General features: G+C 71.9%; 23 protein-coding genes, 1 other RNA gene and 2 pseudogenes. 5 read left to right on the forward strand and 21 right to left on the reverse strand.

All coding sequences use genetic code 11. From position 1 onward, the window contains the following. A partial coding sequence (locus VFJ94_RS04490) for a DUF222 domain-containing protein (protein ID WP_325002995.1) occupies nucleotides 1-442 on the reverse strand: 442 nt, incomplete at its 3' end. A gap of 44 nt (nucleotides 443-486) precedes the next feature. Between VFJ94_RS04490 and VFJ94_RS04495 the strand changes: the two genes are divergently transcribed. Then, nucleotides 487-1,790 (forward strand): IS3 family transposase gene (locus tag VFJ94_RS04495; RefSeq protein WP_325002996.1). Its coding sequence is split into 2 segments (ribosomal slippage): nucleotides 487-760 and nucleotides 760-1,790, totalling 1,305 coding nucleotides; the frame shifts between segments, so codons are not numbered across the junction. A 112-nt stretch (nucleotides 1,791-1,902) separates the two neighbouring features. Next, nucleotides 1,903-2,757: pseudogene (locus VFJ94_RS04500) on the forward strand (transposase). A gap of 130 nt (nucleotides 2,758-2,887) precedes the next feature. Here the strand turns inward: VFJ94_RS04500 and VFJ94_RS04505 are convergent. The 6 genes and pseudogenes from VFJ94_RS04505 to VFJ94_RS04530 form a co-directional block, all read right to left on the reverse strand. Then, nucleotides 2,888-3,193, reverse strand: coding sequence for a DUF3039 domain-containing protein (locus VFJ94_RS04505; protein WP_325002997.1), 306 nt, complete (start codon nucleotides 3,191-3,193; stop codon nucleotides 2,888-2,890). Nucleotides 3,194-3,279: 86 nt separating this feature from the next. After that, complete coding sequence (locus VFJ94_RS04510; protein WP_325002998.1) at nucleotides 3,280-4,095, reverse strand: glutamate racemase; 816 nt, start codon at nucleotides 4,093-4,095, stop codon at nucleotides 3,280-3,282. Next, the gene (locus VFJ94_RS04515) at nucleotides 4,095-4,655 is read right to left on the reverse strand and encodes a YqgE/AlgH family protein (RefSeq protein ID WP_325002999.1); all 561 of its coding nucleotides are present in this window, start codon (nucleotides 4,653-4,655) and stop codon (nucleotides 4,095-4,097) included. The genes VFJ94_RS04510 and VFJ94_RS04515 overlap by 1 nt, the downstream gene beginning before the upstream one ends. Nucleotides 4,656-4,700: 45 nt before the next feature. Further along, nucleotides 4,701-5,474, reverse strand: coding sequence for a C-terminal helicase domain-containing protein (locus VFJ94_RS04520; RefSeq protein WP_325003015.1), 774 nt, complete (start codon nucleotides 5,472-5,474; stop codon nucleotides 4,701-4,703). 87 nt (nucleotides 5,475-5,561) lie between these two features. After that, nucleotides 5,562-6,812: pseudogene (locus VFJ94_RS04525) on the reverse strand (DEAD/DEAH box helicase); the annotation flags it as partial. A gap of 277 nt (nucleotides 6,813-7,089) precedes the next feature. After that, nucleotides 7,090-7,497: a VanZ family protein gene (locus tag VFJ94_RS04530; protein WP_325003000.1), complete on the reverse strand. Its 408-nt coding sequence runs from the start codon at nucleotides 7,495-7,497 to the stop codon at nucleotides 7,090-7,092. A gap of 64 nt (nucleotides 7,498-7,561) precedes the next feature. Here VFJ94_RS04530 and VFJ94_RS04535 point away from each other — a divergent pair, with 64 nt between their 5' ends. Together VFJ94_RS04535 and trxA are read left to right on the forward strand one after the other, a co-directional pair. Next, nucleotides 7,562-8,188 (forward strand): SIMPL domain-containing protein, encoded by a 627-nt coding sequence (locus tag VFJ94_RS04535; protein ID WP_325003001.1) that lies wholly within the window; start codon nucleotides 7,562-7,564, stop codon nucleotides 8,186-8,188. A gap of 45 nt (nucleotides 8,189-8,233) precedes the next feature. After that, nucleotides 8,234-8,614 (forward strand): thioredoxin, encoded by a 381-nt coding sequence (trxA, locus tag VFJ94_RS04540; protein WP_325003002.1) that lies wholly within the window; start codon nucleotides 8,234-8,236, stop codon nucleotides 8,612-8,614. Between the two features lie 206 nt (nucleotides 8,615-8,820). On the opposite strand, the gene ssrA is transcribed toward trxA, so the two are convergent. Next, nucleotides 8,821-9,187: a transfer-messenger RNA gene (gene ssrA / locus VFJ94_RS04545) on the reverse strand. A gap of 249 nt (nucleotides 9,188-9,436) precedes the next feature. Here ssrA and VFJ94_RS04550 point away from each other — a divergent pair. After that, a complete protein-coding gene (locus VFJ94_RS04550; protein ID WP_325003003.1) occupies nucleotides 9,437-12,817 on the forward strand; it encodes a pyruvate carboxylase in 3,381 nt (1,126 codons plus the stop codon). Between the two features lie 317 nt (nucleotides 12,818-13,134). On the opposite strand, the gene VFJ94_RS04555 is transcribed toward VFJ94_RS04550, so the two are convergent. From VFJ94_RS04555 to VFJ94_RS04615, 13 genes are all read right to left on the reverse strand, one after another. Continuing rightward, nucleotides 13,135-15,093, reverse strand: a complete 1,959-nt coding sequence (locus VFJ94_RS04555) for a DUF2207 domain-containing protein (RefSeq protein WP_325003004.1) — start codon at nucleotides 15,091-15,093, stop codon at nucleotides 13,135-13,137. A 26-nt stretch (nucleotides 15,094-15,119) separates the two neighbouring features. After that, the gene (gene smpB / locus VFJ94_RS04560) at nucleotides 15,120-15,596 is read right to left on the reverse strand and encodes an SsrA-binding protein SmpB (protein WP_325003005.1); all 477 of its coding nucleotides are present in this window, start codon (nucleotides 15,594-15,596) and stop codon (nucleotides 15,120-15,122) included. Nucleotides 15,597-15,709: 113 nt separating this feature from the next. Beyond that, nucleotides 15,710-17,218, reverse strand: a complete 1,509-nt coding sequence (locus VFJ94_RS04565; protein ID WP_325003006.1) for a M23 family metallopeptidase — start codon at nucleotides 17,216-17,218, stop codon at nucleotides 15,710-15,712. Between the two features lie 124 nt (nucleotides 17,219-17,342). Beyond that, nucleotides 17,343-18,248, reverse strand: a complete 906-nt coding sequence (ftsX, locus tag VFJ94_RS04570) for a permease-like cell division protein FtsX (RefSeq protein ID WP_325003007.1) — start codon at nucleotides 18,246-18,248, stop codon at nucleotides 17,343-17,345. A gap of 12 nt (nucleotides 18,249-18,260) precedes the next feature. After that, nucleotides 18,261-19,184: a cell division ATP-binding protein FtsE gene (gene ftsE, locus VFJ94_RS04575; protein WP_325003008.1), complete on the reverse strand. Its 924-nt coding sequence runs from the start codon at nucleotides 19,182-19,184 to the stop codon at nucleotides 18,261-18,263. A 204-nt stretch (nucleotides 19,185-19,388) separates the two neighbouring features. Further along, nucleotides 19,389-20,501, reverse strand: coding sequence for a peptide chain release factor 2 (gene prfB, locus VFJ94_RS04580; protein WP_325003009.1), 1,113 nt, complete (start codon nucleotides 20,499-20,501; stop codon nucleotides 19,389-19,391). Between the two features lie 213 nt (nucleotides 20,502-20,714). Continuing rightward, nucleotides 20,715-21,215, reverse strand: a complete 501-nt coding sequence (locus VFJ94_RS04585; protein WP_325003010.1) for a pilus assembly protein TadG-related protein — start codon at nucleotides 21,213-21,215, stop codon at nucleotides 20,715-20,717. A 20-nt stretch (nucleotides 21,216-21,235) separates the two neighbouring features. Next, a complete protein-coding gene (locus VFJ94_RS04590; RefSeq protein WP_325003011.1) occupies nucleotides 21,236-21,661 on the reverse strand; it encodes a pilus assembly protein in 426 nt (141 codons plus the stop codon). Beyond that, complete coding sequence (locus tag VFJ94_RS04595; protein ID WP_325003016.1) at nucleotides 21,658-22,026, reverse strand: TadE/TadG family type IV pilus assembly protein; 369 nt, start codon at nucleotides 22,024-22,026, stop codon at nucleotides 21,658-21,660. The genes VFJ94_RS04590 and VFJ94_RS04595 overlap by 4 nt, the downstream gene beginning before the upstream one ends. A 94-nt stretch (nucleotides 22,027-22,120) precedes the next feature. Then, a complete protein-coding gene (locus tag VFJ94_RS04600; RefSeq protein WP_325003012.1) occupies nucleotides 22,121-22,342 on the reverse strand; it encodes a hypothetical protein in 222 nt (73 codons plus the stop codon). A 30-nt stretch (nucleotides 22,343-22,372) separates the two neighbouring features. After that, on the reverse strand, nucleotides 22,373-23,350 hold the full coding sequence (locus VFJ94_RS04605) for a type II secretion system F family protein (RefSeq protein ID WP_325003013.1): 978 nt from the start codon (nucleotides 23,348-23,350) through the stop codon (nucleotides 22,373-22,375). Next, complete coding sequence (locus VFJ94_RS04610; RefSeq protein ID WP_325003017.1) at nucleotides 23,347-24,213, reverse strand: type II secretion system F family protein; 867 nt, start codon at nucleotides 24,211-24,213, stop codon at nucleotides 23,347-23,349. The genes VFJ94_RS04605 and VFJ94_RS04610 overlap by 4 nt, the downstream gene beginning before the upstream one ends. Nucleotides 24,214-24,215: 2 nt before the next feature. Beyond that, on the reverse strand, nucleotides 24,216-25,153 hold a 938-nt coding region (locus VFJ94_RS04615), incomplete at its 5' end, for a CpaF family protein (protein WP_325003014.1).

A 25,153-nucleotide genomic window follows, 5' to 3' on the forward strand; every position in this document is an offset into this window, starting at 1 on the left:
CGGTCTTCGGGACCTTGTCCGCCGCCGCCACCCCCCGGCCCACCACCGCGACCAGGGCGTCAGCCCGGCGCCGGGCCGGGGAGCGCGGGTCCTGTTCCACGGTGCGCCCCCGCCGGTCCGTGGTGGGGCACGGCATCGACAACGGGTCGATCGCCGACTTGATGACCGCGGCCGCCTCCGGGTCCAGCACGCCCCGCATGGTCACCATCCCGGTCGGCGTCGCCGGCGAGAACCACAGTCCGCGCCCGGCCACCCGCCCCGCGTCCAACCGGTCCTCATCCCGCGGCGGGCGCACCTGCTCGCCATGATGCCGCGCCAACCGGGACACCTCCTCCACCGTCGCCGCGGCAGCCTGACCCAGCAGGTCAGCCACCGCGGCCGCCACCTCCTGCGGGTCCGCCACCGGCGCCACCTGCTCATGGAAGGCGATGTGAACCGGCACGGGTTTGATGCCGCATCGTTTCCGGTTGAGGAAGGATGCATGTCATGCCAAGGAAGTTTGATCCCGAGATGAAGGCGCGAGCGGTCCGGATGGTCCGCGACCAGGCCGAGCAGTACGGCTCGGTGACCAAGGCCGCTGAGGCGGTGGCCCAGAAGCTGGGCGTCGGGCGAGAGACGTTGCGCACGTGGGTGCGCCGTGCCGAGGTCGACGACGGCCTGCGGGACGGGGTCACCAGCGAGGAGCTTGAGCAGCTGCGGACGTTGCGGGCCGAGGTCAAGCAGCTGCGCGAGGACAACGAGATTCTCCGCCGGGCAACGATTTTCTTCGCGGGGGAACTCGACCCCCGAGGCCGTTGATCATGGCCTTCATCACGACCATGGTGCACGAGGGGCACGCGGTCGAGTCGGTCTGTCGGGTCCTGTCCGAGCAGGGCTGCCAGGTCGCCGCGCGCACCTACCGGGCGTGGAAGCACGCCAAGCCCTCGGCGCGGGACCTGCACGACGCCTACCTGACGAACGCGATCTGGGACCTGTTCCACACCGAGGTCACCGCCGGCGAGGACCTCGCCCAGGGGCGGCCCCGGGTGTGGGTGGCCGCGCCGGAGTCGCTGTACGGGCGGCGGAAGGTGACCGCGTTGCTGCGCGCGGGCAGCTACCCGCACGTCGCGTACTGTACCGTCGCCAAGTGCCTGAAAGGCATGGGACACAAAGGAATACGTCGCGCCAAGAGCATCCGCACCACGATCCCGAGCAAGGACGGCGTCCGCGCCGGCGACCTGCTCAACCGGCAGTTCACCGCCGCGGCGCCCAATCGTGTCTGGGTGACCGACTTCACGTACGTGCGCGCCTGGTCCGGGTTCGTGTACGTCGCGTTCATCCTCGACGTGTACTCCCGCAAGATCGTCGCCTGGCACGCCTCGACGTCCAAGCACGTCGACCTGGTGATGATCCCGCTACGGATGGCGCTCTGGCAGCGCGACCGCGACGGGCACCCCGTCACCGCTGGCGAGCTGATCCACCACTCCGACGCCGGTTCCCAGTACACCTCGATCCGGCTGACCGAGCACCTGGACCTGCAGCAGATCGCCGCCAGCATCGGCTCCGTCGGCGACGCCTACGACAACGCGATGATGGAGTCCGGCAACGGGCTGTACAAGACCGAGTGCATCCGCACCACGATCTTCCACGCCGGCCCCTACAAGACCCTCGCCGACGTCGAGTACGCGACCGCCAGCTGGGTCGAGTGGTACAACAACAGAAGGCTGCACAGCTCGATCGGGATGCTGACCCCGGTCGCCTACGAGCAAGCCCACCACGCTGCCCTCACCCTCGAGGCGCAGCCAGTATGAGAGCGGCAGAGAACCCGTGCCGGTTCATCCTGACCATGCACCGAGGCCGCTGGTGAGAAAACCTCAGTGATCGTCGGATTGCGACGTCCGGACAACCACCCGTGGAGGGCCCGTGCCCCCGCTGCCAGCATCCCTGATCGAACCCTTGAGGGTCGAGTTCGCCGCGCTGATCGGCGCCGCCGACCGCCCCGAGTACGACCCGGCTCACCCCTTGGGCTGCCATCGGCGCCGGTCGGGGAGCGGGCCGCTTTCGACGGTGTCATCGCCGCCCTGGTCCGCGGCAGCAGATACGAGCGGGTCGTGGTCCCGGGCTGCTCGGACCGCACGATCTCGCCACAGACTGCAGGACTTGGTCGAGCGCGGCGTCACCAAGGAGCTACTGCGCACAGCTCTGGCAAGCTACGACCGGATGCTCGCGCTCGACCCGGATGATTTGTCGGTCGACGGGTCGATCACCACATACCCTTGCGGCGGTGAGGTTGCCGGGCCCTCTGCGGTCGACCGCGCCAAGCAGGGCACCACACGATCGGTAGTCACCGGCGGGGCCGGGATGCCCCTGCACCTGGTTGCGCAGCCGCGAACGCGCACGACTCACCACTGCTGGAACCCGCCCTCGCTGGTGTCCCCGACGCGGTCGGACCACTTCCCGATGGTGGCTGCCTGCGCCTGGACGCCGGGTACGACTCGGGCAAGACCCGCGACCTGCTGCACATCCTGGGGTACGACCACCGGATCGCGACCAAGCGCATACCCTCACCGATCCAGGTCGGCAACAGGTGGTGTCGCTTGCACCCACCCCGCGATGTTCGGCTACGGCAAACTCCGTCGCAGCACCGACAAGACCACGGCCATCGTCGAGTTCTTCCGCTTCCTCGCCGCCGCGATCGCTATCATCCGCCGACTGATCAACACCGCCCGCGTGCACTACCGCTGGGGCACTCGGCCCACCGCCCGACGCCTGCCATGACACCTATTGCCGGTCGCTCCAAGACGTCGAAAGACGGAGCGAGCAAGGCGGCAAGGGGATAAACGCGACGGGCGTGGTGACTGCGGACGCGCGGATCAAGGCCATCGAGATCGTCGGAGCCTGGTCCAGGTCAGGACTCCCCGCCGCCGCCGTCCTGCGGGTCGCGCAGACCGTCGTAGATCTCCTTGCACATGGGGCAGACCGGGAACTTCTGCGGGTCGCGGCCAGGCACCCAGATCTTGCCGCAGAGCGCGACGACCGGCTCCCCGGTGAGCGCGCTCTCGAGGATCTTCTCCTTCCGCACGTAGTGCGAGAAGCGCTCGTGGTCGCCGGGCTCCTGCAGCTCCTCGCGGACCTCCTCACGCTCGATGACGGACGTGCCGGTCCGCGGCCCGAGCGGCTCGGTCTCGAAGGGGTCGGGAGGCATGTCGCTCATGAGCCGAGTGTATGCCGACCCACGGGGGGCTCCGCCCCCCGTGCACCCCCCGACGAGCCGCCCCCCGAGAAGCCACCCACGGGGGATCAGGCGGAGGAACGGCGCGAGCCGCCGTCCGGGGCGTGCGCGGTCCTCAGCAGGCGAGCGCCCGCGGCATATGCCGCCAAGGAGTCCGGCAGGGCGCCCCGACGGCCACTGAGCAGGACCGCCTCCACTCCCCCGGACGCCGCGCCGGGGTCGGCCTCGAGGCCCAGGCGCCGCAGGGTCTGGCGCGCGACGGCCACCGGGGAGTCGAAGACGCGGACGTCGGCACCCACCGCCTGCTGGATCCGGTCCGCCACGAGGCCGTAGTGGGTGCAGCCGAGGACAAGGGCCCGGACCCCGCTCGGCGTCGCAGCCGCGGCCGAGGCCACCGCGTCGTCGACCGCCTCCGCGTCGGCCGCCTCGATCGCCTCGGCGAGGCCGTGGCACGGCACGGCATACGTCTCGATGTCCGAGGCGAAGGCGTCGACGAGACCCCGCAGGTAGTCGCTCGACGTCGTCGCGGCGGTGGCCCACACCGCGACCGGCCCGCCGGTCGCCGCGGCCGGCCGGATCGCCGGCACGGTGCCGATGACGGGCACCCCGGGCTCGAGCTCGTGGCGCAGCGCCTCGAGCCCGTGCACCGACGCGGTGTTGCACGCGACGACGACGGCGTCGGGGTGAAAGGGCAGGGTCGCCCGGGCCGAGGCGAGGATGAGCCCCCGCACCTCGTCCGGCGTGCGGTGGCCGTAGGGCATGTGGTCAGGGTCCATGGACAGGACGAGGGAGAGGTCCGGTCGCAGCGACAGGAGGGCGTCGGCATACGCGACGAGGCCGAGCCCGGAGTCGACGACGGCGACGCGCCTCGCGGGGCCGGCCATCAGTTCATCGAGGGGTCGTCGGGGAAGTTCGCGACGAAGGCGAGGTTGTTTCGCTGCCGGCGCAGCACCGCTCGCCACAGGCCGTCCGGGTCCGTCGTGAACGGGTCGCGGGCCTCGGCGTCGATGACGTACCAGTCGCCACGGCGGATCTCTGCCTCGAGCTGCCCCCCGGTCCAGCCGGCGTATCCCGCGAACACCCGCATCCCGGCCAGCTCGGCCGCCACGACGGGAGTCGGCACGTCGAGGTCGACGAGGCCGATCGAGCCGAAGAGGCGCTGGACTCCCAGCGGCTCCGGCTCGTCGCCGGGGACGGTGACGAGCCCGAGGGCCGACGACGTGGCGACCGGGCCGCCCTGGAAGAGGACCGGCGGGGTCGTGACGATGCGCTGCCACCCGGGGAGCACGGAGTCGACCTCGGCGGTGAGCGGCTTGTTGAGCACGATCCCCTGGGCACCCGACTCGTCGTGCTGCAGGACGAGGATGACCGAGCGCTGGAAGACATCCCCCTGCACGGCGGGCGTGGCCACCAGCAGCCGGCCGGTGTGGAAGGTCGAGCTCACGCGCCCAAGCCTTCCACACCGCGCGCCGTCACCAGCGTCGGTCGATCAGGAGCGGCCGCCGCGTCGGCCGTCGTCGTCGCCCCAGCGGGTGACGAGGCGGTCACCACGGTCGGGACGCTCGCCCCGGCCACGCCGGTCGTCGCGGGCCCACCGGTCGTCGCGGCCACGCCGGTCACCACGGTCGGGGCGGCCACCGGAGTGCGGGCGGGCGCCGGAGCGCTCGTGGCGGGGCCCGCGCGAGCCGGCGGGCCCGCCGCGGTGCGGCCTGGGCCCCTGCAGGAGACGCTGGAAGTCCTCCTCCGGGATCGGCACGCCCGACGGCGCGGTCGCGCCGGTCGCGGCGAGGATGTCGTCGCCGGGAGCGGCCTTGACCGGGACGATGTCCACCCCGGCGTCGCGCAGCTGGCGCTCCATCGTCCGGCGCTGGTGCGGCAGGGCAAGGGTCACCACGGTCCCGCGGTCGCCGGCCCGCGCAGTGCGGCCCGACCGGTGCAGGTAGTCCTTGTGGTCGGCCGGCGGGTCGACCTGCAGGACGACCGACACGTCGTCGACGTGGATGCCGCGGGCCGCGACGTCCGTGGCGACGAGCACCGGGAGGGTGCCGTCACGGAAGGCTCCGAGGACCCGGTTGCGCGCACCCTGGTTGAGGCCGCCGTGCAGCGCGGCCGCCATCACGCCCTGCTCGCGCAGCTGGCCGGCGATGCGGTCGGCGCCGAGCTTGGTGCGGCAGAAGACGACGGTGCGGCCGGCGCGGTTGGCCACTTCCGCCGTGATGGCCTTCTTGTGCATCGGGTCGATGAGCAGCACGTGGTGCTCCATCGTCTCGACCGAGGCCGTGGCGTCGTCGGTCGAGTGGGTGACCGGGTCGTGCAGGTAGCGCTCGACGAGCGTGTCGATCCCGTTGTCGAGCGTGGCGGAGAAGAGCAGCCGCTGCCCGTCGGTGGGGATGAGGTCGAGGCTCGTGGAGATCTCGGGCAGGAAGCCCATCTCGGCCATGTGGTCCGCCTCGTCGAGCACCGTGATGCGCACGTCGCCCATCTCCACCGCGCCGCGCTCGAGCAGGTCGTTGAGCCGGCCCGGCGTCGCGATGAGGATGTCGACGCCGCGGTTGAGGGCGTTGATCTGGGTCGTGTAGCTGAGGCCACCGGCGACGAGCTTGTGCCGCAGGCCGACGACGTGCACGAGCGGCTAGAGCGCGTCGGAGACCTGCATCGCGAGCTCGCGGGTCGGGACGAGGACGAGGGCCCGCGGCCGACGGGGGGCGCTGCGCGTGCCTGCCTCGAGCAGGCGGGCGATCATCGGCAGACCGAAGGCGAGCGTCTTGCCCGACCCCGTCTGGCCACGCCCGAGGACGTCACGGCCGGCGAGGGCGTCCGGGATGGCCGCCGTCTGGATCGGGAACGGCGTGGTGATGCCCTCCCGGGCGAGCCGCTCGACGAGCCGCTCGGGCAGGCCGAGCGCGGCGAAGCCGTTGTCCTGCGCGACCTCCACCGGTCCGTCGGAGACGTCCGCGCGGGTCGCCTTGGTCCACGTGTCGGCCTCGAGGCGCTCGGCCTCGGCGTCCTGGGCGAAACGGTCGCCGGACCAGTCGCCGCGACGGTCGCTCCGCGGCGCGGGGCCGCGCTCGTCGCGCCGGTCGAAGGAGGGGCGAGCACCGCGGTTGCCACCCCGGTCGTATGCCGGGCGGCTGTCGCGGTCGTATGCCGGGCGACCTCCGCGGTCGTCACGCCGGTCGTAGGCCGGGCGGCTGTCGCGGTCGTATGCCGGGCGGCTGTCGCGGTCGTATGCCGGGCGGCTGTCGCGGTCGTATGCCGGGCGGCTTCCCCGGTCGTCACGCCGCTCGAAGGACGGACGCTCCCGACGCTCGAACGAGGGACGGTCGTCGCGCCGCTCGAAGGGACGAGCACCGCGGTCGTCACGCCGCTCGAAAGACGGGCGCTCCCGACGCTCGAACGAGGGACGGTCGTCGCGCCGCTCGAAGGGACGGCGCTCGTCGCGCGGGGCGCGCCACTCGCGGCCGCCGACGTGGGCGGTGCCCGGCGAGGTCGACCGGGCGGCCTGTCCCCGGTGCGGCTTCTTGGCGCCGGCGGCGGCCTTCTTCTCGGCGGGGGTCCAGCGGGCCTTCTTGGGCGCGCCGGAGACGGTGTGCTTGGGCATGCGTGTTCAACTCACTTCGACTCGAGCAGACTTCGTCTCGAGCCGTGAGGTGCACGACCGTCTCGACGAGCCTCAGGCGCGTCGTTCGCGCCCGTGTGGGCCGGTTCCACGGCATCTGCGCCGTCCGGTGTCGGATCCGCTCCGCGTCGGGGCTGGGGCTGCAACTCCCGACGGTGTCGTCTGGGACTGCCTGGGCGCCACCTCGACCGGCCGGGGCTCCACGAGGAAGTCCACCCGTCCTGGTCCCGAGGTGGCTCGGAGCCGGATGCCCTCCATCCTACCAGCGCGCACGCGCCTCGCCGACCACCGGACCAGCCTCGCCCCGACGGGCCTCCACCCGCGAGCGAAGCGCGAGGGCGCCGGCCCCGAGCGCCACGCCGAGGACGTCGACGACCGCGTCCCACGGGTCTGCGGAACGCCCCGGCAGCAGCATTCCCTGACCGAGCTCGCTGAGCGGGGCGTGGGCGAGCAGGAGCAGCACGGTGGGCCGGACCGAGCGCCCCGTCCCGGCGAGGGCCCGCCCGACGGCATACAGAGGAACGGCGAAGAGGAGGACGTGCACGACCTTGTCCGTCCACGTGACCGGGCCCTGCACCGTCACGACCGGCCAGTAGAGCGCGACGACGTGGACGGCGACGGCCAGGAGCGCCAGGGCGGTGGGCAGTCGGCGCGAGGGGGTCGGCATGACCGGTCCAGTGTAGGTAGGTTGCGAGCAGGGATCGCAGTCCGTCCGGCTCAGGAGGTCGACCATGGACCAGCGCACCGTCACGGTCACGGGAAGCGGCACCGCAGCCGTCACGCCGGACGTCGTCCGGCTCGATCTGCGGGTCGGCCACGACGCCGCCGACGTCGGCGCCGCCCTGGCCGGCGCCGCGTCGGGGGTCACGGCGGTGGTGGCCTCGGTGCGCGCCTCCGGGGTGGCGGACGCCGACATCCGCACCCTCGACGCGGACGTCTCCCAGCGCTTCGACGCCACCGGTCGGCCGGTCGGCTTCACCGCCCAGCAACGGCTGCGGGTCGTCGTCCGCCGGCCCGAGACGGTTGGCGCTCTTCTCGAGCGCGCGGCGGGCGAGGTCGGCAACGCGCTGCTCGTCGACCAGGTGCGCCTCGACGTCGCCGACCGGCGACCCGCCCTCGCCGAGGCGAGGGACGCGGCCTACGCCGACGCCCGGGCCAAGGCGGAGCAGTATGCCGCGCTCGCCGGCGGCGCCCTCGGTGACGTCCTCGGGGTGGTGGAGGACGGGGCCCTGCCCGTCTCCGCGGTGCCGTTCGGCGTCGCCCGCGACAGCGCGGTCGGGATGCCGGTCGAGACGGGCGAGCTCGAGCTGGGAGCCGCCGTCACGGTGACGTGGGACCTCACCGCCGCGGGGCAATGAGGCCGCTCGCGGAATAGCGCCGATGCCGACGTCGTTGGCAGGACCATGGCAACGACAGACCTGACCGCGCAGTCCTTCGAGCGGACCGTGCTCGACAACGACATCGTCCTCGTCGACTTCTGGGCGTCCTGGTGCGGCCCGTGCCGCCAGTTCGCGCCCGTCTACGAGGCGGCGTCGGAGCGCAACGAGGGCGTCGTCTTCGGCAAGGTCGACACGGAGGCCGAGCAGTCGCTGGCCGCCGCCGCGAACATCACCTCGATCCCGACGCTCATGGCGTTCAAGGAGGGGGTGCTCGTCTTCGCCCAGCCCGGCGCGCTGCCCCAGTCCGCGCTGCAGGAGGTCATCGACAAGGTCAAGGAGCTCGACATGGCCCCGATCAAGGAGCAGCTGGCCGCCGAGGGCGCCGGGAGCCCCGCGCAGGCCTGATCTCTCTGCCCCCGCGCGCGACGGCGAGCGGGTCGCGACCTCGGCGGCACGGGTGCCCGACGGCATACGCTCGACGCGAGGTCGACGGCACACGAGGTCGACGGCACACGAGGTCGACGGACACGAGGTCGACGGCAGACGACGAAGGGCGCCCGGAGATGATCCGGGCGCCCTTCGCGCGATCAGCGTGGCGTGGCCACCACAAGTGGTGGAGGTGGCGGGAATTGAACCCGCGTCCGATGACGAGAAACCAGGGCTTCTCCGGGTGCAGTGCGCTAAGGACTTTCTCGGCCCCAGAGCTCGCGCGCACACGTCCTCTGACAGGCCCAGTTGAGTAAGAGTCCCACGTGGTCCCCCAACATGACCACGCAGCAAGTTTCCTAGCTGACGCCAGGCACTGAGTCGGAAACTAGCTCAGGCTGACGGACTTCGAGGCTCGCTCAGGCGGCGAGGGCGAAGTCGGTGCGCTTGGAATTGGCACCTATTGGTTTGCAGGGAGCGTTGACGAGATAACCCTGCATCCTCGACCCGCTTCCCCTGGCATGTCGACCACCGTCGAAACCGATCACCCCCATGGGGGTGTCCACACCACGCTGTTCACTTGTCAACCTGCGAAGGACAGTATGCCGTAGCAACGCCCGGGGCGGCGACGGCATTCCCGCGCCGTCGTCCCGGCGGCCGGTCGTGACGCTGTCCACGGGCCGTCGTCCCGCTCCCCGGTCGTCGCCTCGAAGGTCTCCGCCTGCCGCGGCTACGCTGCCCGCAGCGGCCGGTGTCCCGGCCCGCCCGCCGTACGACCCACTGCCGCATCCTGGAGGCCCGATGTTCCGCAAGGTCCTTGTCGCCAACCGAGGCGAGATCGCCGTCCGGGCCTTCCGGGCCGCGACGGAGCTCGGCGCCAAGACGGTCGCGGTGTATCCCTACGAGGACCGCAACAGCGAGTACCGCTTCAAGGCCGACGAGGCCTACCCCATCGGGGAGCAGGGCCACCCGGTGCGCGCCTACCTCGACCCGGCGGGGATCGTCGAGGCGGCCGTGCGGGCCGGGGCGGACGCCGTCTACCCCGGCTACGGCTTCCTGTCGGAGAACCCCGACCTCGCCACCGCGTGTGTCGAGGCGGGGGTGACGTTCGTCGGGCCGCCCGCCAAGGTGCTCCAGCTCACGGGCAACAAGGCGCGCGCCATCGAGGCGGCCGTTGCGGCGGGCCTGCCGACGCTGCGCTCCAGCGAGGCCAGTGACGACCCGGAGACGCTCCTGGGCCGTGCGGAGGACGTGGGGTTCCCCCTCTTCGTCAAGGCCGTGAGCGGCGGGGGCGGTCGCGGGATGCGGCGCGTCGACTCCCCGGACGGCCTGCCGGGGGCGCTCGACTCGGCGATGCGCGAGGCGGAGTCGGCCTTCGGTGACGCTCGGATGTACCTCGAGGAGGCCGTGGTGGGGCCGCGGCACATCGAGGTGCAGATCCTCGCGGACGGCGAGGGCAACGTCATCCACCTCTACGAGCGGGACTGCTCCGTGCAGCGGCGGCACCAGAAGGTCGTCGAGCTCGCCCCGGCGCCGAACCTCGACCCGCAGTTGCGCGACCGGATCTGCGCCGACGCGGTGGCGTTCGCCAAGCAGATCGGCTACGTCAACGCCGGCACCGTCGAGTTCCTGCTCGACCCCAAGACCGACCGCTACGTCTTCATCGAGATGAACCCGCGCATCCAGGTCGAGCACACCGTGACCGAGGAGGTCACCGACGTCGACCTCGTCAGCTCGCAGCTGCGGATCGCGTCGGGCGAGACGCTCGCCGACCTCGGGCTCGCCCAGGACACGGTCCGGCTGCGGGGGGCGGCGCTGCAGTGCCGCATCACGACGGAGGACCCCGCCAACGGCTTCCGGCCCGACACGGGCAAGATCACGGTCTACCGCGCACCGGGCGGCGCCGGCATACGGCTCGACGGCGGCACCGTCTTCGACGGCGCGGTCATCGGCGCCTACTTCGACTCGATGCTCGTCAAGCTGACCTGCCGCGGGCGGGACCTCGGCATGGCGGTCACCCGGGCCAAGCGTGCCCTGGCGGAGTTCCGCATCCGCGGCGTCAACACCAACATCGCCTTCCTCGAGGGCCTGCTCTCGGACCCGGACTTCGTCGCAGGGCGGGTGACGACCTCGTTCATCGACGAGCGCCCCGAGCTGCTCCAGACCCGCGCCCCGGCCGACCGGGGGTCGAAGATCCTGTCCTACGTCGCGCACGTCACCGTGAACCGCCCGTACGGCGAGCACCGGCCGAGCGTCCACCCCCGGCACAAGCTGCCGCCGTGTGGCCTCGACACGCCCCCGCCCGACGGCGCCCTCCAGCGGCTGCGGGCCCTCGGGCCGGAGGGCTTCGCCGCCGACCTGCGGGCGCAGGTGCCCGTCGGCGTCACCGACACGACGTTCCGCGACGCCCACCAGAGCCTGCTCGCCACCCGGGTGCGCACCCGCGACCTGTTGTGGGCCGCGCCGCACGTCGCGCGCCTGACGCCGCAGCTGCTGTCGGTCGAGGCCTGGGGCGGGGCGACCTACGACGTCGCGCTGCGCTTCCTCCACGAGGACCCGTGGGAGCGCCTCGCCAAGCTGCGCGAGGCGATGCCCAACCTCCCGCTGCAGATGCTCCTGCGTGGACGCAACACCGTCGGCTACACGCCGTATCCCCGCAAGGTCACCGACGTCTTCGTCCGCGAGGCGGCCGCGACCGGCATCGACATCTTCCGGATCTTCGACGCGCTCAACTCCGTCGAGCAGATGGTCCCGGCCATCGACGCGGTGCGGGAGACGGGCACCGCCGTCGCGGAGGTCGCCCTGTGCTACACGGGCAACATGCTCTCCCCGGCCGAGCGCATCTACACCCTCGACTACTACCTCGGCCTCGCCGAGCGCATCGTCGACGCCGGCGCCCACGTCCTCGCGATCAAGGACATGGCGGGGCTGCTGCGGGCACCGGCCGCCGCGCGGCTCGTCTCGGCCCTGCGCGAGCGCTTCGACCTTCCGGTCCACCTCCACACCCACGACACCGCCGGCGGTCAGCTGGCCACCCTGCTCGCGGCGGTCGACGCCGGTGTCGACGCCGTCGACGTCGCGACGGCGACCATGGCCGGCACGACGAGCCAGGTGTCGATGTCCGCCCTCGTCGCCGCCCTCGAGGGCACCGAGCGCGACCCGGGCCTCGACTTCCGGGCCGTCGCCGACCTCGAGCCCTACTGGGAGGCGACCCGCAGCCTCTACCGGCCCTTCGAGTCGGGCCTGCCCGGACCGACCGGCCGGGTCTACACGCACGAGATCCCGGGCGGGCAGCTGTCCAACCTGCGCCAGCAGGCCATCGCGCTCGGGCTGGGCGACCAGTTCGAGCGGGTGGAGGACATGTATGCCGCCGCCAACCGGATCCTCGGCAACATCGTCAAGGTCACGCCGAGCTCCAAGGTCGTCGGTGACCTCGCCCTCGCCCTCGTCGGCTCCAACGTCGACCCGGACAAGTTCGCCGAGGACCCGCAGAAGTACGACATCCCCGACTCGGTCATCGGCTTCCTCAACGGCGAGCTGGGGGACCCGCCCGGGGGCTGGCCGGAGCCCTTCCGGACCAAGGCGCTGCGGGGGCGGGCCATGCCGCCGCGCGTGACGGAGCTGTCCCCCGAGGACGAGGCGGCCCTCGAGAGCGACCCGAAGCGGGCCCTCAACCGGCTGCTCTTCCCCGGCCCCACGGCGGAGTTCGAGAAGGCGCGTGAGCTCTACTCCGACCTCTCGGTCCTCGGGACGGTCGAGTTCCTCCACGGCCTGCGCGTGGGCGTCGAGCACCCCGTCGAGATCGAGCCGGGCAAGACCCTGCTGCTCGGCGTGCTCTCCATCGGCGAACCCGACGACCACGGCATGCGCACCGTGATCTGCACCCTCAACGGCCAGACCCGCCAGGTGGAGGTCCGCGACGAGTCGGTCACCTCGACCGTCAAGTCGGCGGAGCGGGCCGACCCGAACGTCCCGGGCCACGTCGCCGCGCCGTTCGGGGGCGTCGTCACCCTCAAGGTCTCCCCCGGCGACTCGGTGGCCGAGGGCGACCCCATCGCCACCATCGAGGCGATGAAGATGGAGGCGACCGTGAGCGCACCGATCTCGGGCCGGGTCGACCGGCTCGCCATCGCCGAGCAGGCGCAGGTCGAAGGCGGGGACCTGCTCGTCGTCATCGCCTGATTCCTCCACAGTCGAGTGGCCAGTTCCGCGCGGGCTGGCCCAGCCGCTGGCAGTCGAGTGGCCAGTTCCGGGCGCGCTGGCCCAGCCGGTGGCAGTCGAGTGGCCAGTTGTGCACGGACGCGGCCGTACCAAAGTGGCCACTCGACGTGAGCGGGGGCGACCGCCACCTCGACCCCACCACCACCCCCCAACCCCCACGTCGAGTGGCCAGTTGTGCACGTCCTGCCCCGTACCAAAGTGGCCACTCGACGTGAGGGGGGCGTCGACGGGTCAGGTCGCCGCCTCCGCCGGGGTGGGTCAGCCGTCGTCCGCGGTGCTCACCAGGAGCCCGACGAGGAGCCTCCCCCGCCCGAGCCGCTGAAGCCGCCTCCAGCCGAGAAGCCGGAGCCGCCGGACGAACCCGGGGTCGAGGTGAAGGTGCCGGTCGAGGTCGTCGAGAAGCTCTCGACGCCGCTCGCGATGCTCGTGAAGTCGGGGAACGCGGCGCCGCTCCACACGTACCACGTGGGCAGCGCGAGCGACTGTCCCGACGCCTCCGCGGCTCGCGCGACGTCGGCGAACACCGTGGCCCACCGGTCCGCGACGCCGAAGACGACGGCATACGGCAGATAGCGGCTGAAGACGTTGCTCGCCTCCTCGAAGGCGATCTGGCCCGCCTCCGCGGTCGTGAGGTACTCGCGGAACCCGAGCGACTGCGCGAGGACCGCCGAGCCCTCGGCCGTCTTGGCCGCCATCCTGCCGCCGAGCACCCACGTGATGGCGCCGGCGACGAGCAGACCCACGCCGAGCGCCACGCCGCCGGTGAAGCCCGAGCCGAGCACGGCGGCGATCGCGGCGCGGCCGTAGACGAGGATGAGGCCACCCGCCACCGCGAGCACGATGCCGAGCCCCTGCCAGATGCCGCGCTGGGTCTGCGGGGAGGAGCGGAACCAGCCGCGCCGGACCACCTCCTCGTACATCAGGCCCTGGATGCGCTTCAGGGTCCGGGCGAACTCGTTCTTGAGGTCCGACAGCGCGACGGTGTCGCCCCGGCCCGAGAAGAGCCCGTCGAGCAGCTGCGCCTCATAGGGCAGCAGCCGGTCGTCCTGCGGCGACGGCAAGCGCGTGAGGAGCCAGTCGGTGCGGCTGAACGCGCCGGAGCCCTGCGTCTCCTCGATCCGCAGGTAGCCGCGGACGGCGAGGTCGATCACGGTCGCCGACACGTCGATGGGGTTGGCCGTCTCGTCGAGGATCGTGCCGACCAGCCCGGGCTGGACCCCCGCCGGCGGGTGGAACTGGACGGCCACCGTGGTGGGGCCCCCGCGGGTCGTCGGCGGGGCGCCGCCGACCGCGACCGAGGGCGTGAGGCCCGGGGTGACGTCGGCATACCGCTCGTCCCGGCCGCGGGTCCACACGAGGGTGCCCATGATGCCCGCGGCGAGGAGCGGGGCCCCGACGCCGGCCACCCACGCGGCGGCGTTGACCGCCGGCGCCGCGGCCGAGCCGTAGGTCGCGGCGCGGTCGCCGGAACGCACGTCGGGCTGCACGTCCTCGAAGGCCGTGACCGGGTACTGCGCCACGACGGTCAGGGCGGTGCCCGGCTGCAGGCCGTCGGCGGCATACCTCGTGGGGTCGCCGGGCGTCGCGGGGCAGGTGTCCGTCGACCCGCGCTCGCCGCGGAAGCACAGCACGGCGGTCGACGGGGCGGGCGCGTTGACGGTGACCCGGACGCGGTCACGCCGGGTGAACTCGTTGGCGCCGAAGACGTTGTAGTGGAGCTCGACCGTCTTGGCGCCTGTCTTGGCGTCGGTGATGGGGTTGAGCACGTTGTGCAGCGTGTAGCGCACGACGTAGGTCTGGGTGCCGCTCGTCCACTCGTCCGGGCTGCCGATGCGGATCTCCTCGCTGGCGCCGTTGTCGCTCACCTTGAAGGCGTCGGGCGCGCCGGTCGGGCTCGTGACGTCGACGTCCGTGAGGTCGTAGAAGCGGTACCGGCCCTCCTCGTTGTTCCAGCCCATCCGCACGACGATGTCGCGGAAGATGCCGTGCCGCTGCTGCCCCGACGGGAAGCGCCACGAGATCGTCTCGGTGACCCGCACGCTGCCGTCGCTCTGGAGGTCGTAGACCGCGTCGAAGGAGGCCATCCGCTCGTCCCCGACCGCCCCGGAGGCGCCCGCGGGGACGACGACCAGCCACGCGGTGGCGAGCAGGAGCGCCACGGCGGCCACCAGCCGGTGGGCGCGGCTGCGTCCGGCAGGTCGCCGTCGGTCGCGCGGCGCCGGTGTCGGTGTGCTCATGTGCTCCCCCGTCGCGCGCCCTGCCGTCACCGAGCGACTCGCCGCGCGTTGCTCACAGCCCGCTCCGCCTCGCGCCGGTCCTGGCGCTCGCGCAGGGCGTGTCGCTTGTCGTAGGACTTCTTGCCGGTGGCCAGCGCGATCTCGACCTTGGCCCGCCCGTCCTTCCAGTAGATCGCGAGGGGCACGATCGTCCGCCCGCTCTCGCGGGTCTTGTGCGCGATCTTGGCCAGCTCGAGGCGGTGCAGCAGCAGCTTGCGGCGCCGGCGCGGGGCGTGGTTGTTCCAGGTGCCGTTGAGGTACTCGGGGATGTGGACGTTCTCGAGGTAGAGCTCGTCGCCCGAGAACATCGCGAAGCCGTCGACCAGAGAGCAGCGGCCCATGCGCAGCGCCTTGACCTCGGTGCCGCTCAGCACCAGTCCCGCCTCGAAGGTGTCCTCGATGAGGTAGTCGTGACGGGCCTTGCGGTTGCTCGCAATGAGCGATCGACCCTTCTCCTTGGGCACCGTCGGTCCCTTCGTCCTCGTGCGGCGTGCTCCGGCAGCCCCACGCTACATGGTGCGTGGGACGGCACCGCGCGCCCACGAGTCGTCCGGGCGGGGCCCCGACGGGCGGGGTGTCAGAGCCAGTTGCGCGGGTTGACGGGTGTGCCGTTCTCGTAGGTGCCGAAGTGCAGGTGGCAGCCGGTGGAGTAGCCGGTCGTGCCGGAGTAGCCGATGAGCTGGCCGCGGTTCACGTGGCCGCCGAACTTGACGATGCTCGAGAGGTGGTTGTAGCTCGTGACCAGGTCGACGTTGCGGTGGATGCCGTGGTCGATGAGGATCTGGTTGCCCCACCCGCTTTCGCGCCAGCCGGCGCGGATGATGTCGCCGTCGGCGGCGGCATACACCGGGGTGCCGCAGGCGATTCCGAAGTCGAGCCCGTCGTGGAGCATCCACTTCTGCAGCACGGGGTGCCAGCGCATCCCGAAGCCGGAGGTGGTCGGCCCGTTGGCGGGGTAGCTGAGGAAGTTGGCCGGCGTCGGGTCGGACACGACGGGTGGGGGCTCCACCACGACGGGCACCGGCTTGGGGACGTACCTGCGGCCGGCGCGGGCGGCCTCGGCGGCCTTGGCCCGCTCGGCGGCGAGCTGGCGCTCGCGCTCGGCCCTGGCCGCGGCCAGCCGGGCCGCCCGCTCGGCCCGGAGCCGCGCCTGCCGCTGCTCCTCGGCGATGCGAGCCTGGCGAGCCCGCTCGACGAGGATGCCCTGCAGGCGCCTGGACTCGGCCTCCTCCTGCGCGAGCTGCTTCGCCTGGTTGGCGCGCTGGGCCTGCAGCTGCCCCGCGTATGCCGTCTGCTGCGCCTGCAGCGTGTCGAGGGCCGACTTCGCCGACTGGGCGTTGCTGCGGGCGGTCACGGCGTTGTCCTTGGCGAGGATCGCCTGAGCCTTGGCCTGCGTCGCCGCGGCGGTGGCCGCCTCCGCTCCCTCGAGGGCCAGCTGAGCCTGCCGCTTGAGCTCGGCGATCTCGCCACGCACGGCGGTGAGGTAGGACTGCGTCGAGGTGTTGTCGGCGCGCATCGTGGCCAGGGTGTCGATGGTGTCGGTCGCGACCGTGCTCGCCGTGTCGGCCATCACGAGCCGGTCGGCGAACTCCTGCGGCGACGTGGACCCGAACACGAGGCCGAGCTGGGACTGGCTGCCCCCGCCCTGGAAGACTTCGGCGGCATACGCGTCGAGGGCCTCCTGCGAGGCCACGAGCCCCTTCGCGCTCTGGGTCAGCTGCTCTGTGGCGCGGGACTCGCTGGCCTGCGCCACCGCCAGACGCTGGGCGACCTCCTCGTTGCGTGCCCGGGCCCGCGCCTCGGCCTCGACGGCGCGCTGCTCGGTCGCCTCGGCCTGCACCTGCGCAGCCTCGGCCTGTGTCTGGGCGGCCTGGGCGGCCGTGAGCCGCTGCTGCGCCGCGGGCAGCGCCGCCTTGGTCTGCTCGAGGTTAACGAAGGCCCGGGCCAGGTTGGCGTCGGTGCCCTCGAGCTGCTGGCCCAGCGTGGCGATGCGCTTGTCGGTGAGGTTCTTCTGGTCCTGGACGCTGTCCGCGCGGGCCACGACGACGGTCGTGAACGAGGCGGCGCAGGCCACGGTGAGACCCACGACCGCCAGGCGTACGGCGGGGGGCAGGCTCGTAGGACGCGGTTTTGGCCACATGTGGACCATTGGTACCACACCATGTGCCCAGTGGGACAGATGTGAAACCTGTGACCGCGGCCTCACGAGATCACACCCGGAGGTAACGCCGCAGGGTCACCCAGGAGGTGACGGTCGCCAGACCCACCACGCCGGACAGGACGAACGGGATGACCACGTAGACGTCGGGCAGGCCGATGAACGCGGTGTCGGTGAGCGTCCGGCTGAGGAAGCCGACCACGCCGTACTTCACGGTGGCCCAGAGCATGAGCATGGCCAGCCCCGCCCCGAGCACGCTCGCGATGACGGTCTCGAGCACGAAGGGGACGCGGATCGTGAAGTTGGACGCGCCGACGAGCCGCATGATGCCGGTCTCCCGCCGTCGGCTGAAGGCCGTCTGGCGGATCGTCGTGGAGATGAGCATGACGGCGGCGAGGACCATGAGGGACGAGAGCGCGATCGCGGCCCACGAGACGGTGTTCATGAAGGTGAAGAAGCTCTCGAGAAGCTTCTTCTGGTCCTGGACGTCGGCCACCCCGGGCATGCCCTTGATCGAGCTCGCCACGACGTCGAACTTCGCCGGGTCGGCGAGGTTGACCCGGTAGGAGTCGGCGAAGTAGGACTCCCCCGCCCGCGCGAGCGGCGAGTTCTTGTAGGTCTCCTTGAACCGGGAGAAGGCCTCCTCCTGCGACTCGTAGAAGACCTCCTTCACGGTGGGCTTGAGGTCCTCGAGCTCCTGCTTGACGGCGGCGCGCTGGGCGTCGGTCGTCGCCTGGCCGGCACAGGAGGGGTAGCGGGTCTTCTCGGCGCAGAGCAGGACGGTGACCTGGACCTTGTCGTACCAGTAGTCCTTCATGGTGTCGACCTGCCGCTGGCCCATCAGGCCCAGGCCGAGCAGGTACATCGAGATCATCGTGACGATGACCACCGAGACGGCCATGGACAGGTTGCGGCGCAGACCGTTGCCGATCTCGCCGAGGAGGAACTGCAGGCGCATGGTCTCTCTCGATCAGTCGTCGCTCGGGCGGCCGTCGCGCGCCCTCCGGAAGAGGCCCCGCCGCTCTCGGGGGGCGTCGGCGTCGCGGCCGATGGGTGCCAGCCCGCCGCCGTCGTCGTCGTCGTCGTCGTCGCCGCCGTCGTCGCCGTCGTCGTCTCCCACGGCTGGGAGCACGGCCACGGCGTTCGTGCCGTATGCCGTGCCACCCGACGCGGCGGGCGGCTCGCTGTCGAGGCGGATGGCCGGGATGCTTCCCGTCGAGTACTCACCACCGACCTCGTCGCGCACGACCTCGCCGCCGACGAGCTCGATGACCCGCTTGCGCAGCGCGTCGACGGTCTGCGTGTCGTGCGTGGCCATGACGACCGTCGTGCCGGTGCGGTTGATCCGGTCGAGGAGCTGGACGATCTCCAGGCTCGTCGCAGGGTCGAGGTTGCCGGTCGGCTCGTCGGCGAGCAGTATCGCCGGTCGGTTGATAAAGGCGCGCGCGATCGCGACGCGCTGCTGCTCGCCACCGGAGAGCTGGTGCGGCAGCCGCTTCTCCTTGCCGGCGAGCCCGACGAGGTCGAGCGTCTCGGGCACCATCTGGCGGATCCGGGACCGGTTCGTGCCGAGGACCTGCAGGGCGTAGGCGACGTTCTGGTAGACGGTCTTGTTGGGCAGCAGCCGGAAGTCCTGGAAGACGCAGCCGATCTGCCGGCGCAGCGCGGGCACCTTGCGGTCGGGCAGCTCCTCGAGGTCACGGCCGGCGACGAGGATGCGGCCCCGGGTGGCGTCCTGCTCCTTGATGACGAGCTGGAGCATGGTGGACTTGCCCGACCCCGACTTGCCCACCACGAAGACGAACTCGCCGCGCGGGATCTCGAGCGACACGTTGGACAAGGCCGGCCGCTTCGTCTTGGGATACGTCTTCGTGACGTGCTCGAAGAGGATCATGCGGTGGCGCCTCACGGGGCTCGGGGACAGGACGGCATACGAGCGGCATACGCACCGCCGTGGTGCGGGGGCAGCTCGGGTCGAGGATGCGCCTTCGAGGCTACGTCGGCGGACCGCAAATCCGGCGTTACTGAAATGCCGGGCGTGGCGCGGTCGACAGGCCGCCGTGGGGCTCCGGCTCGCCCGCGCCGCGCGACGGGACGGTCAGGCCTGCGCCTTGCGCTGGGCGATCTGCCAGCGGATGCCGGCCTCGATGAATCCGTCGATGTCGCCGTCGAAGACCGCGCTGGGGTTGCCGGTCTCGTAGTCGGTGCGCAGGTCCTTGACCATCTGGTAGGGGTTGAGCACATAGGAGCGCATCTGCTCGCCCCAGCTGGCCTTGACGTCGCCGGCCATCTCCTTCTTCACCGCGGCCTCCTCGGCCTTGCGCTGCAGGAGCAGGCGCGACTGGAGCACCCGCAGGGCGGCGGCGCGGTTCTGGATCTGGGACTTCTCGTTCTGCATCGACACGACGATGCCGGTGGGGAGGTGCGTCATGCGCACGGCCGAGTCGGTGGTGTTGACGCTCTGGCCGCCGGGGCCCGAGCTGCGGAAGACGTCGATCTTGAGCTCGTTCTCGGGGATGTCGATGGAGTCGTCGGACTCGATGAGCGGGATGACCTCGACCGCGGCGAAGCTCGTCTGGCGCCGGCCCTGGTTGTCGAAGGGGCTGATGCGCACGAGCCGGTGGGTGCCGCCCTCGACGGAGAGGTGGCCGTAGGCGTAGGGCACGTTGACCTCGAAGGTCGCGGACTTCAGGCCCGCCTCCTCGGCATACGAGGTGTCCATGACCTTGGTCGGGTAGTCGTGCCGCTCGGCCCACCGCAGGTACATCCGCATGAGCATCTCGGCGAAGTCGGCCGCGTCGACGCCCCCGGCGCCGGCGCGGATCGTCACGACCGCCTCGCGCTCGTCGTACTCGCCGGAGAGCAGCGTGCGCACCTCGAGCTCGCCGACGTCCTTCCTGAGCTTGGCGAGCTCGCGCTCGGCCTCCTCCATCGTGGCCTGGTCGGACTCCTCGGTGCCCATCTCGACGAGGGTCTCGAGGTCCTCGATCCGGCTGTCCATGCTGAGGACGCGGTCGCGCTCGGAGTTGGCCCGGGAGAGGGCGCTCGTGACCTGCTGCGCCTTGTCGGGGTCGTCCCAGAGGTCCGGCGCCGAGGCCTGCCGCTCGAGCTCGGTGATCCGCCTGCCGAGCCCCTCGAGGTCGGTGACGGTGCGCACCGAGTCCATCGTCGCGCGCAGTTCCTTGAGCTCTTGGGTGAAGTCGACAGCCACGAAGCAACAGCCTACGGCAGTGCGTCCGTATGCCGTGCCCGCTCGGGGAGGGGCCCGGGCCGCGTCGTGGGGGCGGTACGCGTGGCCGGCCCCGCACCAAAGTGGCCACTCGACCATCGCGGGGCGCGGCTGCTGCTCCCGCCCCGCACCAAAGTGGCCACTCGACCATCGCGGGGCGCGGCTGGTGTAGGCAGTGACTCAACGACGCAGCGCTCAGCCAAGCGGCGCACGAGCCCGCGAGCGGACGGTGATCGTCACGCCGCCGCCGAACCGCTCGAGCAGCCAGCCGCTCATGGGCAGGGAGGCCCGGCCGGTCAGGGTCACGACGGCTGTCTGGCCGTCCTCGCTTCCGGTCGGGGCATCGAGTCCCCAGGCCGTGATGCCGGAGGGACGCGGGATCCGAGCCAGATGGGCGGCTGCAGACTGTTGGACCGACGCGTCCGTGAGGAGCAGCGTGCCGTGGAGGCCGCCGCGGTAGGCGGCCGCCTCGTCGAGCGCATCGGCCGCGTCCAGGGCGGCAGAGTCGGCCGCGTCGAGCAGCCGCATCCGCGCCAGCTGGGCCGCCGTCACGTCGGTCGCGCCGAGGATGAGGGCAAGGCACAGCGCGAACAGGCCGAGAATGAGGACGGAGATCTGACCCTCCTCACGGTTGCGGCGCGGCCGACGCACGAGCGGCCGGCCCACGAGCACCCGGCATACGGGCCGCGACCGCACTTCGCCAGCTCGGTGCCGCGTCATCGGGACGCGAACCGATCAACTGTCTGCACGTGTGTGGAGGAGATCGTCACCGACGACGGCAGCCGGTTGGCGAGGAAGTCCGGCACGAGGGGCAGCTCCACTGCGACGACGGCCGTGGCTGTGACGGTGCCCTCCGGCCGCAGGCAGGGTGCGCCGTCGCACGAGAGACGCAGGGTGGTGCCGCGGTCAAAGGCGAAGTCCGCGAAGGCAAGGGCCGCCGCCGTCCGTGCCCGCGCCTCGGCGTCTTCGTCGCTCTGCCCGCTGACGTAGGCACGGCCGGCCTCGCGCCCGGCCAGGGACGCGGCGAACGCGCCGGCCTGCAACCGGGCCACGGTGAGGACGAGGTAGGTCAAGGGCAGGAGGAGCAGGACGCCGAGGAAGAGGAACTCGATGACCGCGCGACCTTCGTCCCGGGTCTTCATGGGCGCGCTCCGGTCACCTGACGCTCGCTGAAGGCGCGGCCCGAGACGGTCAGGACCCCCGAGGGGCCGAGCAGTCCGACGACGGGCAGGGGCGCTCGCACGACGACCTGCACCACCTGGACTCCCCCGTCGGAGCGCTCGGTCGCGGACACGTCACGGGCGAAGGCGTCGCTCAGGCCGGCCGTGATGAGCGACACCGTCCGCTCGACCCCTTGGGCTGGGCTCGAGTCGGCGCGGGCGCCGTACCGGGCACCCTCCGACGCCGCCGAGATCAACGAGTTGCGCACGAAGAGGGCCAGCCCGAGTTGGAAGACCGCGAGCGCGACGACGAGCAGCAGGGCTGCGACCATGACGAACTCGGCGATGGCGGACCCGCGCTCACGCTCACGCTCGCGGCACGCCCGGTGTGATCGGTCCCCCGTCCGGAGCCGGCATCTCCGCCGGACCGAGCGCGTCCGGTCAGCCGTTGGGTCCACGGACGTTGGAGACGGCCTGGTCGAACAGCTCGAGCAGCTTGGGTCCCGCGAACGCCCACAGCACCGTGACGATGCCAGCGGTCATGAGGGTGATGAGCACCCAGCCCGGGACGTCACCTCGCTCTGGGTGACCGCCGAGCCGGGCCACCAGCGCGGCCGCGACGGCTCGCTGTCGGCGACGGGTTGCCGCGAGAAGTGTCTGCATCGAATCTCCCTGTGGTGAGGTGCAATCGGATCAGATGGTGAAGCTCAAAAGGCTGAGGCCCGGATACACGGCGAAGAGGATGGTGACCGGCAGGATGAGGAAGACGACCGGGACCATCATGAGGATCTCTTTGCGTCCCCCCTCCGCCATGAGCAGTCGGCGGCCTTCCTCACGCACGTCCTGCGCCTGGGCGCGCAGCACCTCGGCAAGGGGAGTGCCGCGCTCGACGGCCACGACGATGCCGTCCACGAATCGGCTCAGGCTGATCAGGCCGGTGCGGGTGGCGAGGCCCTCGAGGGCGGTGGGGAGGTTGGCTCCGGCGCGGGCGTCGGCCAGGCACCGGCGCAGCTCATCGGCCAGCTCGCCGCTCGAGAGTCGACACACCCGCTCAAGGGCTCCCGTCGCACCCTCCCCGGCACTCACGGCGAGGGCGAGCAGCTCGGCGACTGTGGGGAACTCGGTCAGCATCCGCTCCTCCCGCTTCGCAGCCGTTCGGGAGAGGAGGTAGTCACGCAGCACCACGCCTCCCAAGGCGCCGACGACGACGAGGCCGACGAGGAGGGGCAGTGACCAGTGCCGCTGCGCGACGGCCGTCGCGCCCGTGAGCCCGAGGCCGAGGACCGTCCCAGCCGCTGCCCAGAGGACCTGCTCGGCACGGAAGCGATCGAGGTCGGCCGGCAGCCCCGCGCGCAGCTGGCGGCGGATCACGGACGGCCCACCGCCCAGGACCCGCTCGATGACCTGTCCCCAGGCGTGGAGGTACGGGGCGGCGAGCTCACCGAGGCCGAAGGGACCTCGCGGCGCGGGTGCCCGGCGCAGCAGGGACGAAGGCGGCGCGGCGTCGCGCAGGTACGGCTCGAGGCGGTCGTCGAGGCGCGGGCGGCGGACGACCGGCACGGACACGGCCACGAGCGCGACCCCGCACAGCAGCAGGACACCCACCGTGGCCCCGGTCCAGGACCACGGAGCCGCCAGGAACCGGCGGGGACCCTCGAGCAGCCCGGTCATCGCAGCACCCGGTCTTCCTCGGGCAGGCGGCCGATCCGGATCATCAACCGGTAGGCCACCACGCACACGGCGGCGCCGACGAAGAGGATGGCCCACCCGGTCGGGCGAGAGTATGCCGCCAGCGACTCCCCTCGCAGGGCCAGCATCCCGAGCACGATCCACGGCGCGGCGACCGCCAGCCTGGCGGCGCTGACGGTCCAGCCCTGGCGCGTCTCCAGCTCGGCGCGGGTGCGCGCGTCCTGCCGCAGGAAGGCCGAGAGCGTGCGCAGCAGCCGCCCGAGGTCGCTCCCGCCGACCTCGCGCGCGAGCCGCAGCGACTCAACCAGGCGGTCGGCCACCGGGTCGCTGAGCCGGTCCTTGAGCCGATCGAGGCAGTAGTGGAAGCGACCGGTCGCGCGGTAGTCCTCCGCGAACGCGGCAAACGCCGGGCGCAGCTCCTCCGGACCGCGCACGCCGAGCTGCCCCAGGGCCTCGGGCAGCGCCAGCCCGGCCCGCACTCCGGAAGTGATGTTGTCGACGGCGTCGGGCCAGAGGTCTCGCAGCTTGTTGCGCCGGTCCCGAGCCCGCATGCGGACGACAGTGAGCGGCATACCGCCTGCAATTGCCGCGAAGCACAATGAGATCGGGACGACACGGATGAACACCATGCAGGCCAGGAAGGCGAGCGCGAACAGCGCCACGGAGCCTGCGACGACGTTGGCAGGCGTCACGGAGGCGTAGCCGGCCTGCGCGAGGTGGTCCTGGAGGCGGAGCCGGAAACCCGCGGGGCGGCGCGGCCGCGGGTCCACGGGGGCCGGCCAGAAGGACCAGTAGATGCAGAACACCCCGGCTCCCAGGAGCAGTCCGATGGCGAGCGGCGGCACGGTCACGCCTCCTGGGGCACCAGGAGCGCCGCGAGGTCGTAGCCGGCACGTTCGAACGCCTCGCGGTGCGGCGGGAACCCGTCAGCCCGGCGGAGGTGGCGCCCTGTCGTGACGAAGAGGTCGGCGACCTCCACGACGTCCCCCTCCGTGCGGCCCGGGACGGCGACCACCTCGCGCACCCGACGCGTTCCGTCGCGCTCGAGCGCGATGTGCACGACGATGTCGATCGAGCCGGCCACGGTGGGCACGACGAACCGGCTGCTGACGTTTTCGCCCGCGAGGAGCGGCAAGGTACACATCTTGGTGACCGCCTCGCGCGCACTGTTGGCGTGCACCGTGGCCATGCCTGGGACCCCGCTGTTGAGGGCGATGAGCAGGTCGAGGCTCTCCTCCTGCCGGACCTCGCCGACGATGATGCGCGCCGGCCGCATCCGCAGGGCCTCCTTGACCAGGCGGCGCAGCGGCACCTCCCCGGTGCCCTCGAGGCTCGGCTGCCGGCACTGCATGGCCGCCACGTCGCGGAGGGGAATCTTGAGCTCGAAGACCTCCTCGCACGTGACGACCCGGTCGCGAGGTGGGATCGCGGAGGCGAGGCAGTTGAGCAAGGTGGTCTTGCCGGCCTGGGTGCCGCCGGCCACCAGGATGTTGAGGCCGCTCGCCACGGCGGCGCCGAGGAAGGCCGCCGCCTGGCGGGTCAGCGTGCCGAGCCGCACGAGGTCGTCCAGGTGGTCGGCACGGACGACGAACTTGCGGATGTTGACCTGCCAGTGCTCCCGGGCGATGTCCGGGATCACGACGTGCAGGCGTGAGCCGTCGGGCAGCGTCGCGTCGACGAAGGGCGAGGACAGGTCGACCCGGCGCCCACTGGTCTTGAGCATGCGCTCCACGAGGTCGCGCACGTCGTCAGCGGTGAGGATCGTCGTCGTCAGCTCGGCGACTC

Source organism: Intrasporangium sp. (assembly GCF_035688975.1).
Lineage (GTDB): Bacteria > Actinomycetota > Actinomycetes > Actinomycetales > Dermatophilaceae > CALMNV01.